Genomic DNA, 17,063 nt, shown 5'->3' on the forward strand with positions numbered 1-17,063 from the left:
GTAACCAAATGTGTTATAACAGAATGAACTACACCAATTTAATGGAGGCAAAACCGATGAAAATTTTAGTGACTGGCGCAACGGGAAAACTGGGAACGAAAGTGGTTGAGACGCTGCTTAAGTCCGTACCGGCCAGCGATCTGGCGGTCAGCGTGCGCAACCCGGAGAAAGCGGAAGGGCTTAAGGCGCGGGGCGTAGAGGTGCGGCAGGGCGATTTTGACCGTCCGGAAACGTTGGAAGCGGCTTTTAAAGGCGTTGAACGTTTACTGCTCATTTCTGCGGATGGCGACAACGAAACAAGAATCCGGCAGCACCAAACTGCCGTAACGGCCGCCGAGCGAGCCGGGGTCAAATTTATTGCTTACACGAGCATCGCCAATGCCCAAGCAAGCAAAAACATGCTGGCTCCAACGCATAAGGCAACCGAAGAAGCAATTTTGAAAACGGGAATTCCTTATTCTTTCCTGCGCAACAACTGGTACCTGGAAAATGAAACTTCGACCATTCAGGCTGTTTTGTCCGGGGCCCCTTGGGTGACTTCGGCAGGAAACGGTAAGGTAGGCTGGGCGCTTCAACAAGAATACGCGGAAGCGGCGGCGGCGGTATTGACGGGAGACGGTCACGAAAATACGATCTACGAGCTCTCCGGCAAGCTGTTGACCCAGGAAGAACTGGCTTCCGCGCTAGGCGCTGTGTTGGGTAAGGATGTGCAAGTGCAGCAAGTGGACGACGCCGCTTACGCGGACATCATGAAAGCCGCCGGCGTGCCCGACTTCGTAATCCCGATGCTGGTAGGGATTCAACAAGGCATTCGCGAAGGCACTTTGGAAGTTGAAAGCAACGATTTCGAAAAAGTGCTCGGCCGCCCGCTAAAGCCTATTCAAGAAGCCCTTGGCCAACTGGTGAAGGGAATCTCCTAACCCGGCGCAAGCAAAATGCTAAAGCCGACCTCTCCGAATAAACGAGAGGCCGGTTTTTGGCGTCTCTGGAAAAAAGAATTAAAGCCGTTTTGTACCTGGCATTACCGCATTGGGAGCTTTATGATGAGAAAGGGCGACAAAGCGGAATGCCAAACCGGAGCATTGCTGCAGGCCGCCCGGAATCATAAAGAATGGAGATGAAATGAATGAACTTCAACAACCTGGATATTGCCAAACAACATATCCGTGATCTTCAGATGGAGATGGAGAGGTGCAGGATAGCTGAGCAGATGCGGCGGCTAGCCAAAGAGCAGGCCAAAGAGCGGGCCAAGTCGATGCGGAATGAGGCTCCGCGCGAAAAGAAACGCGGGTCCCTACTCACGCCGATCCTGATGAAGATGAGAAGACTGCTGTAATTGGATGGTCATATGCAGCGCTTCTCACCTCATTCCAGGACGGCGTTTTTTATTTGTTCCGCAAATAATCCATCGCTGCCGGAGTGCCCGGCATTCCGGCGGCAAGCCCTATTCATCCGCTCCCGCTTATCTCGAACGGCGCGTTTGCGATGAACGATACAGTTCCGAGATCATCCGCAGCGTTTTAATCCCTTCCGTTCCATCAATCCCAAATTTGCGTCCTTCCCGGACATGATCGTAAAAATCGGAAATCAGCAGCTCATGGCTGCCGCCCCAATACGCCTTCCCTGGAACGATACTCGCGTTTTGGCCCGAAGCAGGCTCATCCAGGCGGGTTTCCGCGCCGTTTTGCCTCAAATAAAGGCGGTTATCCCGCTGGTGGAGCGCTCCTGTTTCAAAGACGAGCTCCAGTTCAACAGGGGAATTGGCGACGAAAGCATTGGTTGCGTAAAAAATAGCCCAAGCCCCGTTTTTGAAGGCGATGCCGGCATGCGCGGTGTCTTCCACCTCGATCGCATCGGCGAGGGCGTCCGTCGTGACGCTGCCCTGGACGGAGGCGATGGCGCCGCCGAACCACTGCAGCAAATCAAGCGTGTGGATGGCCTGATTGATCAGCACGCCGCCGCCTTCGGTTTCCCAGCGTCCCCGCCATGGGCTGCCGGCATAATAATCGCGGCCTCGGTTCCAGGTGACGATTCCCTTCATGCCGAGCAGCTTGCCCAATGCGCCGGAATCGATCACCTCCCGGATTTTTTGCGATGCCGCATTATACCGGTTTTGAAACACGATGCCAAGTTGAGCGGGCGCTTCCTGCGCAGTCTTGAGCAGCCGCTCCGCCGCCTGCAAGTTATGGGCCAGCGGTTTTTCGCATAGCACATGTTTGCCTGCTTGAAGCAGAGCTTCCGCCATTTCCGCATGCAAATGGTGGGGCGTACATAAGTGAACGACCTGAATGTCGTCACGTTCCAGAATGGCGCGATAATCCGCTGCCGCTTCACAGCCGTATTCGGCCGCGGCTTGCTCCGCTTTGCTCCTGTCGGTGTCGACGACCAGCTTCAAGCTGGCGGTTTTCATTCGGCTAACAGCCCCGGCATGTACCGGAAAAATCGTTCCGCAGCCGACGATCGCCGCCCCTGTTTGTTCCCGCATCGCTAATCCCTTCCGTTCCTTAAGAAATTCGCAACGCTTGCTGCTGCGCTTTCAGGCATAATTCTGCGGCCTTAAAGGCATGCTCTTGGGTCATGGCATTTTCCGTCCGGTGGATGCAGTCGAAAATCAGCTCGCCGAAATACGGGTAGCCGACCTGCCCGCGAACGTTAAAATAATGCTCCCCGCTCCGGTTGACGAGATAAACGTGATCGCCGCCGGCGTCCCGGGCGATATCGGTGTATTTTCGCAGCTCGATGTACCCTTCGGTGCCCAAAATAAACGTCCGCCCGTCGCCCCAGGTGCCGAGCCCGTCCGGCGTAAACCAGTCGACGCGAAAATACTGCGTGGCCCCGTTATCCCCGACTAGGGTGGCGTCCCCGTAATCCTCCAGCTCGGGGTATTCCGGGTGATGGTAATTGGCGACTTTGCTGTGCAGCACCTGCGCATCCTGGCAGCCGGTGTAGTACAGAAACTGCTCGATTTGATGGCTGCCGATGTCGCAGAGAATGCCGCCGTATTTTTCTTTCCGGAAAAACCACTCCGGACGCGAGGCGGCGTTCAGGCGATGGGGACCGAAGCCCGTTATCTGAATCACCCGGCCGATCGCTCCATCCCGGACCAATTGGCCGGCGTACACGGCGGATTCGACGTGAAGGCGCTCGCTGTAATAGACGGCGTATTTTTTGCCCGTCTCGCGCGTCTTTTGTCTGGCGGCTTCCAGTTGGTCCAGGCTCGTAAACGGCGTTTTGTCGGTAAAATAGTCTTTGCCCGCATCCATCACCCGCAGGCCGAGCGGACCGCGTTCCGATGGGACGGCCGCGGCCGCGACCAGCTTGACCTCGGGATCGGCAAGCACCTGCTCGAGGCTGTCGGCCGCAGCGGCCTGGGGAAACTGCGCGGAGAACGCCTTCACCTTGGCCGGGTCGGGATCATAGACCCATTTCAGGGTGGCCCCGGCTTCGACCAGCCCGCCGGACATGCCGTAGATGTGGCCATGGTCGAGGGCGACGGCCGCGAACACGAACTCGCCCGGCCCCACAACGGGGTTTGGCCGTCCTTTCGGCGCGTAATTCATGCCGTCGCTCGTCTGAAAAGACTCGGGCTGGAGAGAGGACGAGGGCGAGGAGTCGCCGCCATTTTGCTGGTCTGGGACGTGCGCCTTCATTGGACTCGTCGGATTCGATGGATTTGATGGACTCGATGGGTTTGATGGATTCGACGGATTTGATGGATTCGACGGACTCGACGGACTCGACGGGCTCGACGGAGTCGTCGGGTTCTTTTCGAAGGGTTCGTTCATCGGTTTTACATCCTTTCGCGCATAAATTCGGCAAACGCTTTGAGCAGCGTTTTGGAATCGTACTGGCCGCTGAAATCCTCGATGCCGAGGCAGCCGTCATAACCTGCGGATTTCAGGTCATAGAGAAGTGTGCGGAAATCGACGATCCCGCTTGCCAGCGGGGCCCACTCGGAACGCCAGCCGGCCGTCCCGTCCGCGCGTGCGCCGTCCTGCGTCCAAACGGCATTTTTCACGTGCACATGCGCTAAATAAGGACCGAGCAGCTCCAGCCCCATTTTGAACCGTTCATACCCTTCATGCACCATGTTGCCGGGATCAAACAGCACGCCGATATATTCCGGATCACAGTGACTGACCAGCCGGTGGGCGAGCCCGGCGCTTGGCGCGATCGTATTGTGATGCGTTTCCACAACGCCTTTGACCCCGTACTGCTTCGCCATCCGCTCGGCTTCCTTTAAATAGCGGACGGTGGCCTCGTACAGTTCAGGATAGGGTGTAGACCCGTCGTAGCCGGCCGCTCCGACGCGGATCATCTTCGCCCCGAGCAGACGGGCGGCCCGAAAGGCCCGATCCGTCTCCTCCAGGTTCAAGGAATTTAAGTACGGCGTTACGCTAACGACCTCCAGGCCCTGCGCCTCCGTAATCTCCTTGAACCGCAGCATTTCTGTATCCGAAAGTCCTGGGTCAATCGAGCACAGGTTGTTGCGCCAAAACGACGGCGCTTCATCCTTGGCTTCGGCGGGCACCCCCTTGAAGCGCCACTCGACGCCATCCAGCCCGGCTTCCCTCGCCGTCAGAACCAGCTCCTCCGGCGTCAAATCCGGCGTGGCCACCGTAAACACGGACAATTTCATCTTACATCGCTCCTCCTTTGGTGTAATCCTTAGGTATAAGCTTGTCGGCATACATAAAACAGGTCGGTCGGACTAGCACGGCGGCTTTCTTAGATAGGGGGGGGGCTGATATGAAAATGGGGTGCATTGGTTACTGTGGCAGGGAAAGGTGGTAGGGAAAAGTAGTATCGGGAAGTAGTAGGGAAAGGTAGCAGGGGAATAGTTGGGGAAAGGTACTAGGGGAATAGTTGGGGAAAAATAGCGGCATTCTATGGCCTTATTTTGCAGCGTCATGAGCTTTGTACTCAGATAGCGGCAAATTTTGTCTCTATTTTTAGAGCAACCCCGGCTGAACGGGCATTTTTCCACTCAGTCCCTTAAATAGCGACATAATTTTCCCTTATTTTCCTGAATAGGTAGAGGACAAAATAAATAACGACATTTTTTACCGCTATTTTTACGTCCAACCGCCTAACCGTCCATCCACCCGTCCGTCCAACCGCCTAACTGTCCATCCACCCGCGTCCAACCGCCCAACCGTCCATCCACCCGTCTATCCACCCGCCCGTCCAACCGCCTAACCGTCCATCCACCCGTCCATCCACCCGTTCACCTACCCGCCCAATCGCCCGATCCCCCAGATCACCAGTACCCATCAACCTCCACTAACCCCATCTGCCTCCACAAACCCCATCAGCCTCGCCCAACCAGTTGGCCTCTCCCTTAGTGAGTACCCGACACGTCCAGCACTCTGCCGCCGCCTGCGCCCCCGCTGCCCTTGCGGTACACCGAGGTTTTGATTTTTTCCTGCAGCTTTTCGTAGAATAAATCTTCATCGAGCGGCAGCTGCACCCAATCCTCCGTCCAGGCGGACAGGTGCATGGCGTTGGAAATCGTCAGGCCGAGGATGCCTTCTTCCCCCGGAGCCAAGAGCGGTTCGCCGTGCAGCACCGCGTTGGTGAAATTTTGCAGGATGCCTTTGTGCTGGGGACCTATGCCGCCTTCCACGGCGATTTCGCATTTCCAGCATTCCGGCTGCCCGAATCCGCCGGTATATTCGGCGTTGAACTTCGGCTCCGGCACGCGCAGGCGCCAAAACGTCAGCTTGCCGTCCTCGACGACGATCTTCCCATTGTCCCCCGCCAGCTCGAACCGGTTCGTCCCCGGCGTTTCGCCGGTGGTCGTGACGAACAGGCCGGTTGCGCCGTTTTCGTATTCCACATAGGCGGTGACGTCATCCTCGACCTCGATGCTGCGGTGCTTCCCGAAATGGCAAAAAGCCCGCACCCGCTTCGGCATCATTCCGGTCGTCCACTGCCACAGGTCAAGCTGGTGCGGGTCCTGGTTCAGCAGCACGCCGCCGCCTTCCCCGGCCCAGGTCGCCCGCCAGCCGCCGGAATCATAGTAGCTTTGCGACCGATACCAGTTCGTGATGATCCAGTTCGTCCTGCGGATCGTTCCGAGCTCCCCGGACAGTACTAGATCGCGCAGCTTCGCATACAGCGGGTTCGTCCGCTGATTGTACATGATCCCGAACCGCTTGCCGGATTTCGCGGCGGCTTCGTTCATTTCGCGGACCGCTTTGGTGTACACGCCGGCCGGCTTTTCCACGAGCACATGGTAACCGCTCTCAAAAGCCTGCACCGCCAGCGTCGGGTGATCGTAATGCGGCGTTGCGATCAACACGGCGTCCATAACCCGCGCAGCGAAAAAGGCTTCCGCCTGGTCAAAAGCGCGCACCGCACTCGGCAATCGCTCCTTTGCCCAATTCAGCCTTTCCGGGTTCCAATCGCATACGGCCGTCAGCTCCGCCCCCTTAATGTCGCCTATCAAAGAGAGCGCGTGCGACGTCCCCATATTTCCGATGCCGATGATGCCAAACCGTACTTTGTTCATGATGCTCCCTGCCTTTCTCGAATTTTTGGGTGGAGGGATGTTCCGTTCGGTAACGGCGAATCTCCTTAAGCTCCCCTCTCCGCTACCGTTTTTAAACCGCCGAGTATGTATCTCATGCCCCCTTAGCTTAGCTTGAATTCCAAACGATGAGAATGGCAAAGATTAAGGGTATTTTGCACAAAATTAAGGTGTATTTGGTAAAAACGCGATGCTACAATAAGAACATCAAACAACCAATGAAAGTGCTTGCAAAATTAATCCGTAAATTGCCGGACCCACGATCAAAGGAAACGAGGGAGACGATAATTCCTATGAAAGAAGCCGAGCAACTGGCCGGGCGGCTGCCCGAAAGCCTGACCGTAACGGTAACGCATGTCCAGCTTAAAAGCGGGTTCCCCGGCTGGAACCGGGCGGAGCAAGCCCCGAGCTTCAACCGGCTGTATTTTATCGCCCAAGGCGAGGGTGCGGTGGTCATCAACGGAACCACGTATTATCCGCGGCCGAACCAACTGATGATCATGCCGGCGGGATCGAGCCAAACGACCTTTACCGCGCCGGACAATCCGTATACCCGGTATTTTTGCCATTTCGACGCGCAGGTGGGGGAGTGGCCGCTGTTTCACGCGGGGAGCAAGCTGTACATCAGCGATGTCCGCGACCCGGAATTTGTCCGTACGACGTTTGAGACGATGATCGGTCTGTTCCAGGCGGGCGGGCCGTTTGCGGGCTTAAGGCTCCAGGCCGGACTGCTCAATTTGTTGGCCTGCTGCCTGGAGGAAGGGGGATACCGGGACTTTTTGAAGGATTATATGCAGTTTACGGAGCGGAACAAGCTGGCGGGCGTGCTGAAGTATATTCAGGAGCACCTGCACGAGCCGATAGAGATCGAAGCGCTGGCCGATATCGCCCACCTGCATCCGAATTATTTTATCCCGTATTTTAAAAAAATTATGGGCGTCACCCCGATGCACTACGTGCAGCGCAAGCGAATGGAAGAAGCCAAGCGGCTGCTGACGTATACCGACGAGAGCATCGCCGAAATCGCCGAACGGCTCGGCATGCAGCTCTCTCATTTCTCCCGCCAATTTAAGGCGCATACGGGGATTTCCCCGACCGCTTACCGGGCTTGCACGCGGTAAAACCCGCTGCTGCTCCAAACGCCCGCTGCTCCAACCGGCTGCAGCACAAGATGAACACCCCCGTTATTTTCGGGCACGAAAAGTCGGATCGGGCCAGCTTGATCCTGTTATCCTGTGAATGTGAAGGAGGTACAGACGATGGATTCGCTTAAAAACTTAAACGCCGCTTTAAACTATATCGAGCAGCATCTGGCGGATGAAATCGATTATAAGGAAGCGGCCAGGCTCGCCGTTTGTTCGGAATATCACTTCAAGCGGATGTTTTCTTTTCTGGCCGGCGTGACGTTGTCCGAATACATTCGCCGCAGGCGGCTGACGCTGGCCGCGTTCGAGCTGCAGCATCAAGATGTCCGGATTATCGACGTAGCGGTAAAATACGGATACGGCTCGGCGGACGCTTTCGCCCGGGCGTTTCAAGTCATGCACGGCATCATGCCGTCCGAAGCGAGAAATCCAGGCCAACCGTTAAAAGCTTATCCGCGTATGACCTTCCAATTTACCGTTCAAGGAGGAAGCGAAATGAACTATCGTATTGTGGAAAAAGAGGCTTTTCGGATTGTGGGGTTATCCAAACGAGTGCCGATCCAATTTCACGGTGTCAATCCGCAGATCGCGGAAATGTGGCAGAGCTTGGACGAGGAGACCATTCGGCTCCTGAAAGGGCTGTCCAATGTGGAGCCGGCCGGGATGATCAGCGCGTCGGCGAATTTTTCGGAGGGCCGGATGAAGGAGCAAGGGGAACTCGATCACTATATCGGCGTCGCCACTACGCGGGACTGTCCCGCTCATCTGGCATCGCTTGAAGTCGCTGCTTCGACATGGGCGGTGTTCACAGCGGTGGGGCCGTTCCCCGAGACACTGCAAAACGTTTGGGGACGAATATACGCCGAGTGGTTCCCGTCCGTAAATTACAAGCTGGCCGAAGGGCCGGAAATTCTCTGGAACGAAAGCCCAGACGTCACCTCGCCGACGTACAAAAGCGAAATCTGGATTCCGGTCGTGCGGAAAGAGTAGCGTTTGTCCCGGGGACGGCGGATTTGCCCAACCGGGGGCAGCCCAGCGTCGTCTTCATAGAGGCCCTGCCCGGGAGGATACTCCCGGGCAGGGCTTTTTGCTGCCGTTTAGAGTGGCCCCCAACCGTAAAAATCACCGGCAGGTTGTTCTGACGGAAATCCTATAGTAATATCTGACCAGGGGGGAAAAGCGTAATGAAGGACAAGCAACAACCGATCGGCGTTTTGTTTGTGTGCCTCGGAAACATCTGCCGTTCGCCGATGGCCGAAGCCGTGTTCCGGCATCTGGTGGCCGAAGCGGATTTAAGCGGCCGGTTTCGCATCGATTCGGCGGGAACGGGCAACTGGCATACCGGCAATCCGCCGCATCACGGCACACGCCGGATTTTGGACCAGTACGGAATATCGTACGAAGGGCTGCGGGCCAGACAGGTCGCGCCTGCGGATTTCTCGGATTTCGACTATATCATCGCCATGGACAACCAAAACGAGCGGGATTTGAGAGCGCTGGCGCGCCAGACGGATGCCCAAATATGGAAGCTGCTCGACCTTGTTCCCGACTCGAAAATCAAGGAAGTGCCCGACCCGTATTATACGGGCAATTTCGAGGAGGTTTACGAGATGGTGCAGCAGGGCTGCCGGGCTTTGCTGGAACGGATCCGGCGGGAGGCCTTGGCGTAGGCTGAACCGGCAAGGTGCCGCACGTTAAAATGTGCGGCATTTTTGGCTGCGCCTTTCCCATAGGCGTTCAGGCGTCCCAAAATGCCGCACAAAAAGTATGCCGAGGACAAACGGCGGCTGGTCATGTCCTTAGCGGCCGGGGCCGAGGCGCCCAGTGACAGCGAGAGGTCCCCGCTCATTGAGCGGGAAAGCGAGTTTGTCAAGGTGACCCATCGCGATTTTGCCGACGGACCGCCGCTTTACCTCCATTTGCGGCCCCGGAGAATCTGACCGGGGAAATATCGGATGCTCTTCCGCTATGACGCTGCTTGTTTCCGGCGATCCGGAATTCTTGCGGTTCCCCGGCGGCAGATAGGGAAAAACGCCCGACGGCGTGCCTTTGAAAAAGCTCAGGGGCACCGTCGGGCGTTTTATTGCGCTCAATCTAAAATCGTTGCTTGACAGCCGACTACTTGGACAACCAAGGCAGCCAGCCTCCCAAATAGGGGAACTTTATGCTCTTATTATCCGGAACCAGCCAGGCTCATCCCCCATTAGCGGCACTTTTTGTCCCTATTTTTCTATGAAGGGTCCAGAACGCGGGCATTTCCTTGTGATCCGAGAAAATAGCGACATAAATGGCCTCTATTTCTCTCAAATGAACGGATAGCGCCGGAATAACGACATTTTATGTCCTTATGTTTTTACAGGAGTTTCTCAGATAGGTCTGGCGGACCTTTTCCTTGGATGTTTAGCGTTGTACCGCTCGCCTGGGCCATCGGTTCAAGCGCATAAATCTACAGCAATCCCGCATATTTTAAGCCGTTGGCGATCCCGTCATTGTCCACGTCGGTGGTGGTGTAATCCGCGCAAGCTTTGAGCTGCTCGTGACCGTTCCCCATGGCTATGCCCAGCCCGGCGAGAGTCAGCATTTCCCTGTCGTTAAGCCCGTCGCCGAAGGCTACGACTTCTTTGGGGCTTACCTCCAAGTGCTGGAGCAAGTCCTGAATGCCCCGCGCTTTGGAGCCACCCACAGGCATGACATCCATGGCGTGCCTATGCCAGCGGACAAACCGCAAATGAGGGATATCGCTCGTATATAGATGCTCCTCCTCTGCCGTGCAGTGCAAAAAAGCCTGGTATACGTCGGAATGCCGCCAGAAGTCCGGATCGTAACCCGGGAGCTCTACCTTTAAGGAAGAGACCGACTGCAGCAAAGCAGGATGCTGTTTGGCGTTGGAGAAGTAAGCTTCTTTGCCTTGATAAACCAGGTAGTGATTATGTTTTCCCGCCCGCTCGACCAGCGGTTCAAGGTGCTCCTTGGGAATCGTATACTCTACGACCGGGCATCCCTTGTATACGACGTAGGCGCCGTTCAGGCAGACAAACGAATCTATGCCCAGCCGTCCGGCAATTTTCGTAATGAAATAAGGCGCCCTTCCCGTGGCGATGACCGTCTCAATCCCCTTGCGCTTTAGCTCAAGCACAGCCTGCAGGGCGGATTCCGGAATTTCTTTCTGTTCGTTTACCAATGTTCCGTCAATGTCAAAAAATACGATTTTGTAGCTCATGTTGCCTCCTCTTAATCTCATATTAAAAAACGAACATTTCACTATTACCTCTACTATAAAGTATGAAAAGCATTTCAGGTCAAGCCAAATTCACCGGAAAACGGCCGTCCCCGCACATTTACTCCGATACCAAGGGATTCCTAAGATAGTGTAGAAATTATAAAACAAGGGATTCGAATCTAATTCACCCAAAATGTTGAAAATAAAATTTTAGATTGCATATCAGTTTACTTGGTATTATAGTAATGGTATAAGATCTAGACCATTAATAGATCGGAGTGTTAAATATGTCGATTCAATTTCCCCTGCCCTTTGAGAAGGTATCGACCAAAAAGGTCAGCGAATTCATCAAGGAGCAGCTGGAGGAAGCGATCATCCTGAAAGAATTTATGAGCGAGGATCAGCTTCCGTCCGAAAGGGAGCTTGCGGAGATTTTTAATGCCAGCCGCATTACGGTGCGCGAGGCGCTTGCCGCGTTGGAGGCCAAGGGCCTCATTGAGAAGCGGGTCGGGGCCAAGGGGGGAACGTTTATCCTGCCGGCGACGGCCTACGCCCATAAGCGAACCCGGGAGGAGATCAGGCGGGATTGGAATCAGATGCAAAAGGTGTTCGAATACCGGTCGATTGTGGAGCCGGAGAGCGCTTTTCTTGCCGCTGAGCGGATCACCGCAGGCGAGCTGAAGCTCCTCCAAAGCTATCTGGAACAGAGCTTGGAACCGGACTGTACGCGGGAATGGTTCCGGGCGCTGGACGTCAAATTTCATCTGACCATCGCCAAGGCTTCGGGCAACCCCTACTGCGAGGCGGCGGTCCGAAAGATTCGGACTAGGATTAATCCCGCGCTCGATCTGATGCCTTACGACGAAAATGTGCGTTCGGCTAACTGCGGGGAGCACAAGGAGATTCTCGCAGCGCTCGAGGCCCGCGACAAACACCAATCGCGCGCCGTGATGAAACGACATATCAGCTTTGCCGCAGAGGCCATTTACGCCCGCGTGGTGGCCGGGGACTAGGAAGGAGACCGTGGAGTTAATGGAAATTAAAGAGCTTTTGCAACGGACAAAACCGCTTCAAGAGCAGCTGACCGCCTGGCGCAGGGATTTTCACCGCCACCCGGAAACGGGGTACGAGGAGTTCCGCACATCGGCGATTGTTGCCGGGCATCTGGAAAAGCTGGACCTGGAAGTGACCCGGAATGTGGGCGGGACCGGCGTCGTAGGGCTGCTGAGGGGCGAAAAGCCGGGCCCGACGATCGGCCTGCGGGCGGACATGGACGCGCTCCCGATCCAGGATCAGAAGACGGCGGATTACAGCTCGCAGGTGGCGGGAAAAGCGCATTTATGCGGGCATGACGCGCACACGGCGATTTTGATGGGCGCGGCCCAGCTCCTGACCGGGCTTGGAAAGCCGAAAGCGGGGAACATCAAATTTATTTTCCAGCCGGCGGAAGAAGGTTTGGCGGGCGCGCGGGCGATGATCGAAGACGGGGTGCTGGACAATCCCAAGGTCGATGCCATCGCGGGGCTGCATATGTTCCCCGACTTGGACACGGGGACGCTTGGCGTAAGCAAAGGGGTCGCTTTTGCATCGGCCGATGCTTTTACCGTCAAGGTACTGGGGAAAGGCGGCCATGCGGCCCGGCCGCATGAAGGGATCGACGCCATCGCGGTGTCCGCGCAAGTAATCAGCGCGCTGCAAAACATCTCCAGCCGCATGGTCGACCCCCTGGAGCCGGTGGTTGTAACCATTGGCAAAATTTCCGGAGGTTACATGGGGACGGCTATCGCGCCCGAGGTGGAGATGACGGGCACGATCCGCACGTTGTCCCGGGAGCTGCGGGAACGGATGCCGGGCCTGGTCGAGCAGGTGGTCAGCGGCGTATGCGCTTCGTTTGGCGCCGGATACGAATTGAAGTTCGGTCCGGGTTATCCGCTTGTCATCAACGATCCGGACATGGTCGATCTGATGACCGCAACCAGTGAGCAAGTTTACGGCTCCAAGGTGTGGAACTACATTAAACCGTCCACGGGCGGGGAGGATTTCGCTTTTTATTGCGAGCATATTCCGGGGGTGTTTTTCCGGTTGGGGTCGGGAAACGGCGAGGAGCGGACGAGGTACCCGCTGCACCATCCGATGTTCGACCTGGACGAAACGGCTTTGCCTTATGGAGTAAGCATGCTGTCGGCGATTGCGCTGAATTTTTTGAATAGAGAACTGTAAAAATGTGAGTTCAAAAAGTCAGGTTTTCAGCACCGAGAAAGCTGGATGAAGCTAGGGACGAAAGGAGCGGAGCGTACGTTTTGGGTACGTGAGCACCTGAAATGTTTCCGCAGGAAACATACTTCGGAAGTATATGCTTAGGCCCGGCTGAATTTAAGATTCGATGTCGGGTCTACTTCATGACCTGCTTCGTGATAAGAAAAACTTTATCGAAGTACATTCAAGGAAGCCAGACCGCGTTTAGCGGTAGTTTTTCTTGCGATATAAAGAAGCTGTGCTTAAGACGCCTATTCTTCCTTATATCTTCAAAAGATGACTTTTTGAACAACCTCTAAAAGGAGTGGAACAGATGAGAAAACATAAATGGACTAGCGCTTTGTTAACGCTGCTGATCGCGATGGTGGTGCTCACGGCTTGCGGCGGCGGCAATGGCGGGGGAAGCGCGGCGGCGCCCGATGCGGCGAAGGATGGCGGCGCGGCGGCGGAGACCGGCGGCAAAACGCTGACGGTTGCGAACGCCACCGACATTGAGAGCTTCGACCCGCACAACAACAACAATACGGCCAGCGAAGCGGTGCTGGTCAACGTCTTTGACTACCTGCTGAAAAATGACGGCGGAGCGGACAAAGTTCCCGGGCTCGCCACCTCGTGGGAGCAGGTGGACGACACGACCTGGCGGTTTAAGCTGCGCGAAGGCGTGACGTTCCATAACGGCGACCCGTTCACCGCCGAAGACGTGAAATTTACGATTGAGCGGGTAGCCAAGGACAGCACCTTGAAGCAGCACTCTTACTTTAAAAATATCGCGGAAGTGAAGGTCGTGGACGAGCATACGGCGGACATCGTGACCAACGGACCGGACCCGCTGCTGCTGAACCGGCTGTCGAAGATGGGCGCGGGAATTTTGCCGGCCAAATATATTCAGGAGAACGGCATGGAGGCTTTTCTGAAGCAGCCGGTAGGCACAGGGCCGTACAAATTCAGCAAATGGCTGAAGGATGACCGCGTGGAACTGATCAAAAACGACAGCTACTTCGGCGGCCAGCCGAAATGGGACAGCGTTGTGTTCCGCGTCATTCCGGAAGCCTCGACCCGCGTATCCGAGCTGCTGGCCGGCGGCGTGGATATCATCTCAGGGGTTCCGTCGACGGACATCTCGCGAATCGAGAGCGCGGACGGCAAAAAAATCGTCAAAACGCCGACCCAGCGCGTGCTGCAGTTGATTTTGCGCCATACCGCAGGCACCGCGACCGCCGATCCGAAGGTGAGGGAAGCGATCGATCTGGCGATCGACAAGCAGGGCATTGTGGACAGCATCGCCGGGGGCGCGGGCATTGTGACCCGGACTTCCGTAACGCCGGGGAACTTCGGCGCCGACCCTTCGCTGTACAAACAGACGCTGTACGATCAGGAAAAAGCCAAGCAGCTGCTGAAAGAAGCCGGTTACCCGGACGGCGGCCCGGAGCTAACGCTTTCCGTATCGTCGCAATATAAGGAACAGGCCGAAGTGGTGGCCGCCATGCTGGATCAGACCGGTTTCAAAATCAACCTGGATGTGCTGGAGCCGAGCGCGTTCAGCGAACGTTACAGTTCCAAATCGTTTAAGGAAATTTTTATGATCGGGATCGGCAACTCGCTGTTCGACGCCTCCAACAACTACACCCGCTACCTGCTTGAGGAAGCGAAAGGCGAGACGGATTACAACAATCCGGAGGTGGAGAAGCTGCTGCAATCAGCGCTGGTCAACATGGAGCCGGCGGCTCGGGAGAAAGAGTACCGGCAGGTGCAGCAAATCTTGGCCGAAGAACGTCCGGCGGTGTATTTGTATCAAATGGAAGGGGTATACGGTACGGATGCCCGCGTAAACTTCCAGCCGCGCAGCGACGAACTGTTCTACGCCGAGGAAATCGCGCCGGCGGCCGAGTAATCTCGTTTGCGGAAGGTCTGCGGGCAGCCTGGGCCTGCCTGGTCCGTTCGCGATGGTGATGGAGGTGAATACCGCATGGGAAAATATATCGTCAAATCGCTGCTGCAGGTGATTCCCGTCCTGCTGATCGTCTCCCTGATCGTTTTTATTCTGGTCAGGGTGACCGGCGACCCCGTCGCGCTTATGCTCCCGGAAACGGCCACCGAGGAGGACCGCGCGGTGCTGGCGCAGGCGCTGGGGCTGGACCAGCCTTTATATACGCAATACGTGAAATTTCTGGGGAGCGCGCTCAAGGGAGATTTCGGCAGCTCGTTCCGCTATGGCGAGCCGGCGCTGCCGCTCGTGCTGGAACGGCTGCCGGCCAGCTTTGAGCTGGCGGCCGCGGCCATGCTGTTCGCGGTGCTGATGGCCGTGCCGCTGGGCGTAGCTTCGGCCGTTAAGCGCAATACGTTTCTGGATCTGGTGATTTCGGGCCTGTCGGTGATCGGCAAGGCGATGCCGAACTTCTGGATGGGCATCATGCTGATTTTGCTGTTTTCCGTCATGCTGGGCGTGCTCCCGGTGTCCGGCCGGGGCGGATTCGCTCATCTGGTGCTGCCGGCGTTCACGCTTGGCGTAGGGCTGGCGGCGCAAATGACCCGGCTGATCCGTTCCAGCATGCTGGATATCCTCAATCAGGACTATATCCGCACCGCCCGCGGCAAAGGGATCGTCGAATTGCTCGTCATCGGCAAGCACGCCTTCCGCAACGGGCTGATCCCGGTGGTTACCATTATGGGCCTGCAGTTTACGAGCCTGATCGGCGGCACGCTGATCACCGAAACCGTGTTTGCGTGGCCGGGCCTGGGCCAGCTGCTGGTTGTGGCCGTCAACACGCATGATATGGCGATCGTGCAGGCTTCCGTTTTCGTGATCGCCGTTATCGTGGTGGTCACCAACATTTTGACGGACGCGGCGTACCGGCTGCTTGATCCGCGAATCAAATACAACTAGGGGAGGCGAGGACTGTGGCGGCGATAAATGAAAGTTCTTTGTCGGCGGAGGGGCCGGGAGGACCGGCTCAAGGTCAGGGCCAGGGCGGGCCGCTGCAACCTGGTCCTTTACAGGAAGGCCCGGAGGTTGCGGGGTTGGACCCGGAGCGCAAACGGGCCGGTTTCCGGTTTTTTTTGAAGCGGCTGCTCCGCAGCAAAACCGGAACAGTCGGCGCCGTGCTGGTGCTGATCGTGTGCCTGACGGCGCTGCTTGCGCCCCTGCTGGCCGGCCATGACCCGGCCGCGGTCGATCCGCTGAACCGGCTGAAGCCCCCGATGTGGCTGGAAGGCGGAACAAAAGAACACTGGCTGGGCACCGACAACCTGGGCCGGGACATGTGGAGCCGGATCGTCTACGGTTCGCGGGTTTCGCTGATCGTCGGGATCGGCGCGGTGCTGGTGTCGGGGGCGATCGGCGCGGTGCTTGGCCTGGTCTCGGGCTTTTACGGCAAATGGATCGACGCCGTCATTATGCGGGTGGCCGACGGATTTATGGCGATTCCGACGATTCTGTTTATGCTGGTGGTGATGGCGGTGGTCGGGCCGGGCCTGACGACGCTTATTTTTGTGATCGGCGTGACGAATTGGGTGTCTTATACCAGGGTGGTGCGCGGGGAAGTCCTGAGCATCAAGGAGCGCGATTTTGTCAAAGCGGCCAAAGCGGTCGGAGCGAAAAACGGGCGGATCATTCTGAAGCATATTTTGCCGAATATCCTATCCTCGTTTATCGTGATCTCCGGCATGAATGTGGCCACAACGATTATTATGGAAGCTTCGCTAAGCTTTTTGGGGCTGGGCATCAAACCACCGGACGTATCCTGGGGCGGGATGCTCAGCGACGGCAGACAATATGTGGCGACAAGCTGGTGGGTGGCGACGTTCCCGGGACTGGCGATTACGGTGACCGTGCTGGGCGTTATTTTTCTCGGAGACTGGCTGCGCGATGTGCTGGACCCCCGCATGAAAACCAAAGCCTAAAGAGGTAGTT

At 56.6% G+C, this 17,063-nt stretch carries 17 protein-coding genes; 11 read left to right on the forward strand and 6 right to left on the reverse strand.

What is annotated here, in order from left to right:
• Nucleotides 1-56 precede the first annotated feature (56 nt).
• Entirely contained in the window at nucleotides 57-920 is an 864-nt protein-coding gene (locus NYE74_RS30215) for an SDR family oxidoreductase (protein ID WP_036625535.1), read from the forward strand.
• A gap of 206 nt (nucleotides 921-1,126) precedes the next feature.
• Nucleotides 1,127-1,336, forward strand: coding sequence for a hypothetical protein (locus NYE74_RS30220; protein WP_124331831.1), 210 nt, complete (start codon nucleotides 1,127-1,129; stop codon nucleotides 1,334-1,336).
• Nucleotides 1,337-1,462: 126 nt separating this feature from the next.
• Here NYE74_RS30220 and NYE74_RS30225 read toward each other — a convergent pair whose 3' ends face one another.
• The 5 genes from NYE74_RS30225 to NYE74_RS30245 form a co-directional block, all read right to left on the reverse strand.
• On the reverse strand, nucleotides 1,463-2,485 hold the full coding sequence (locus NYE74_RS30225) for a Gfo/Idh/MocA family protein (RefSeq protein ID WP_036625532.1): 1,023 nt from the start codon (nucleotides 2,483-2,485) through the stop codon (nucleotides 1,463-1,465).
• Between the two features lie 19 nt (nucleotides 2,486-2,504).
• Nucleotides 2,505-3,560, reverse strand: a complete 1,056-nt coding sequence (locus tag NYE74_RS30230; protein ID WP_036625530.1) for a Gfo/Idh/MocA family protein — start codon at nucleotides 3,558-3,560, stop codon at nucleotides 2,505-2,507.
• A gap of 230 nt (nucleotides 3,561-3,790) precedes the next feature.
• Nucleotides 3,791-4,639 carry a sugar phosphate isomerase/epimerase family protein gene (locus NYE74_RS30235; protein WP_036625528.1) on the reverse strand — a complete coding sequence of 283 codons (849 nt, stop codon included), beginning with the start codon at nucleotides 4,637-4,639 and terminating at the stop codon, nucleotides 3,791-3,793.
• Nucleotides 4,640-5,121: 482 nt separating this feature from the next.
• Nucleotides 5,122-5,277: a hypothetical protein gene (locus tag NYE74_RS30240; RefSeq protein ID WP_213510098.1), complete on the reverse strand. Its 156-nt coding sequence runs from the start codon at nucleotides 5,275-5,277 to the stop codon at nucleotides 5,122-5,124.
• A 64-nt stretch (nucleotides 5,278-5,341) separates the two neighbouring features.
• Complete coding sequence (locus tag NYE74_RS30245) at nucleotides 5,342-6,514, reverse strand: Gfo/Idh/MocA family protein (RefSeq protein WP_270619366.1); 1,173 nt, start codon at nucleotides 6,512-6,514, stop codon at nucleotides 5,342-5,344.
• Nucleotides 6,515-6,825: 311 nt separating this feature from the next.
• Here NYE74_RS30245 and NYE74_RS30250 point away from each other — a divergent pair, with 311 nt between their 5' ends.
• The 4 genes from NYE74_RS30250 (at nucleotide 6,826) to NYE74_RS30265 (ending at nucleotide 9,617) form a co-directional block, all read left to right on the forward strand.
• Entirely contained in the window at nucleotides 6,826-7,653 is an 828-nt protein-coding gene (locus tag NYE74_RS30250) for an AraC family transcriptional regulator (RefSeq protein ID WP_036625524.1), read from the forward strand.
• Between the two features lie 138 nt (nucleotides 7,654-7,791).
• The gene (locus NYE74_RS30255; protein ID WP_124331829.1) at nucleotides 7,792-8,667 is read left to right on the forward strand and encodes an AraC family transcriptional regulator; all 876 of its coding nucleotides are present in this window, start codon (nucleotides 7,792-7,794) and stop codon (nucleotides 8,665-8,667) included.
• A 194-nt stretch (nucleotides 8,668-8,861) separates the two neighbouring features.
• Nucleotides 8,862-9,347: a low molecular weight protein-tyrosine-phosphatase gene (locus NYE74_RS30260; protein WP_036625518.1), complete on the forward strand. Its 486-nt coding sequence runs from the start codon at nucleotides 8,862-8,864 to the stop codon at nucleotides 9,345-9,347.
• 81 nt (nucleotides 9,348-9,428) lie between these two features.
• The gene (locus NYE74_RS30265; RefSeq protein WP_155619985.1) at nucleotides 9,429-9,617 is read left to right on the forward strand and encodes a hypothetical protein; all 189 of its coding nucleotides are present in this window, start codon (nucleotides 9,429-9,431) and stop codon (nucleotides 9,615-9,617) included.
• A 506-nt stretch (nucleotides 9,618-10,123) separates the two neighbouring features.
• On the opposite strand, the gene NYE74_RS30270 is transcribed toward NYE74_RS30265, so the two are convergent.
• Nucleotides 10,124-10,897, reverse strand: a complete 774-nt coding sequence (locus NYE74_RS30270) for a Cof-type HAD-IIB family hydrolase (RefSeq protein ID WP_036625513.1) — start codon at nucleotides 10,895-10,897, stop codon at nucleotides 10,124-10,126.
• 287 nt (nucleotides 10,898-11,184) lie between these two features.
• Here NYE74_RS30270 and NYE74_RS30275 point away from each other — a divergent pair, with 287 nt between their 5' ends.
• The 5 genes from NYE74_RS30275 (at nucleotide 11,185) to NYE74_RS30295 (ending at nucleotide 17,053) form a co-directional block, all read left to right on the forward strand.
• Entirely contained in the window at nucleotides 11,185-11,910 is a 726-nt protein-coding gene (locus NYE74_RS30275; RefSeq protein ID WP_036625510.1) for a FadR/GntR family transcriptional regulator, read from the forward strand.
• A 19-nt stretch (nucleotides 11,911-11,929) separates the two neighbouring features.
• Nucleotides 11,930-13,117 carry a M20 metallopeptidase family protein gene (locus NYE74_RS30280; RefSeq protein ID WP_036625509.1) on the forward strand — a complete coding sequence of 396 codons (1,188 nt, stop codon included), beginning with the start codon at nucleotides 11,930-11,932 and terminating at the stop codon, nucleotides 13,115-13,117.
• A gap of 349 nt (nucleotides 13,118-13,466) precedes the next feature.
• Complete coding sequence (locus tag NYE74_RS30285) at nucleotides 13,467-15,044, forward strand: ABC transporter substrate-binding protein (RefSeq protein WP_155619984.1); 1,578 nt, start codon at nucleotides 13,467-13,469, stop codon at nucleotides 15,042-15,044.
• Between the two features lie 75 nt (nucleotides 15,045-15,119).
• Entirely contained in the window at nucleotides 15,120-16,037 is a 918-nt protein-coding gene (locus NYE74_RS30290) for an ABC transporter permease (RefSeq protein ID WP_036625504.1), read from the forward strand.
• A 134-nt stretch (nucleotides 16,038-16,171) separates the two neighbouring features.
• Entirely contained in the window at nucleotides 16,172-17,053 is an 882-nt protein-coding gene (locus tag NYE74_RS30295) for an ABC transporter permease (protein WP_051985914.1), read from the forward strand.
• Nucleotides 17,054-17,063 lie beyond the last annotated feature (10 nt).

Origin of the sequence: Paenibacillus sp. FSL P4-0127 (genome assembly GCF_038007325.1) — a bacterium.
GTDB classification, from domain to species: Bacteria; Bacillota; Bacilli; order Paenibacillales; family Paenibacillaceae; genus Fontibacillus; species Fontibacillus macerans.

Coding starts and splice junctions, on each gene's coding strand:
- NYE74_RS30250 (WP_036625524.1), top strand. CDS start 6,826: ATGAAAGAAGCCGAGCAACTGGCCGGGCGGCTGCCCGAAAGCCTGACC.
- NYE74_RS30235 (WP_036625528.1), bottom strand. CDS start 4,639: ATGAAATTGTCCGTGTTTACGGTGGCCACGCCGGATTTGACGCCGGAG.
- NYE74_RS30265 (WP_155619985.1), top strand. CDS start 9,429: ATGCCGCACAAAAAGTATGCCGAGGACAAACGGCGGCTGGTCATGTCC.
- NYE74_RS30225 (WP_036625532.1), bottom strand. CDS start 2,485: ATGCGGGAACAAACAGGGGCGGCGATCGTCGGCTGCGGAACGATTTTT.
- NYE74_RS30275 (WP_036625510.1), top strand. CDS start 11,185: ATGTCGATTCAATTTCCCCTGCCCTTTGAGAAGGTATCGACCAAAAAG.
- NYE74_RS30220 (WP_124331831.1), top strand. CDS start 1,127: ATGAACTTCAACAACCTGGATATTGCCAAACAACATATCCGTGATCTT.
- NYE74_RS30290 (WP_036625504.1), top strand. CDS start 15,120: ATGGGAAAATATATCGTCAAATCGCTGCTGCAGGTGATTCCCGTCCTG.
- NYE74_RS30215 (WP_036625535.1), top strand. CDS start 57: ATGAAAATTTTAGTGACTGGCGCAACGGGAAAACTGGGAACGAAAGTG.
- NYE74_RS30245 (WP_270619366.1), bottom strand. CDS start 6,514: ATGAACAAAGTACGGTTTGGCATCATCGGCATCGGAAATATGGGGACG.
- NYE74_RS30270 (WP_036625513.1), bottom strand. CDS start 10,897: ATGAGCTACAAAATCGTATTTTTTGACATTGACGGAACATTGGTAAAC.
- NYE74_RS30280 (WP_036625509.1), top strand. CDS start 11,930: ATGGAAATTAAAGAGCTTTTGCAACGGACAAAACCGCTTCAAGAGCAG.
- NYE74_RS30285 (WP_155619984.1), top strand. CDS start 13,467: ATGAGAAAACATAAATGGACTAGCGCTTTGTTAACGCTGCTGATCGCG.
- NYE74_RS30255 (WP_124331829.1), top strand. CDS start 7,792: ATGGATTCGCTTAAAAACTTAAACGCCGCTTTAAACTATATCGAGCAG.
- NYE74_RS30260 (WP_036625518.1), top strand. CDS start 8,862: ATGAAGGACAAGCAACAACCGATCGGCGTTTTGTTTGTGTGCCTCGGA.
- NYE74_RS30230 (WP_036625530.1), bottom strand. CDS start 3,560: ATGAATTACGCGCCGAAAGGACGGCCAAACCCCGTTGTGGGGCCGGGC.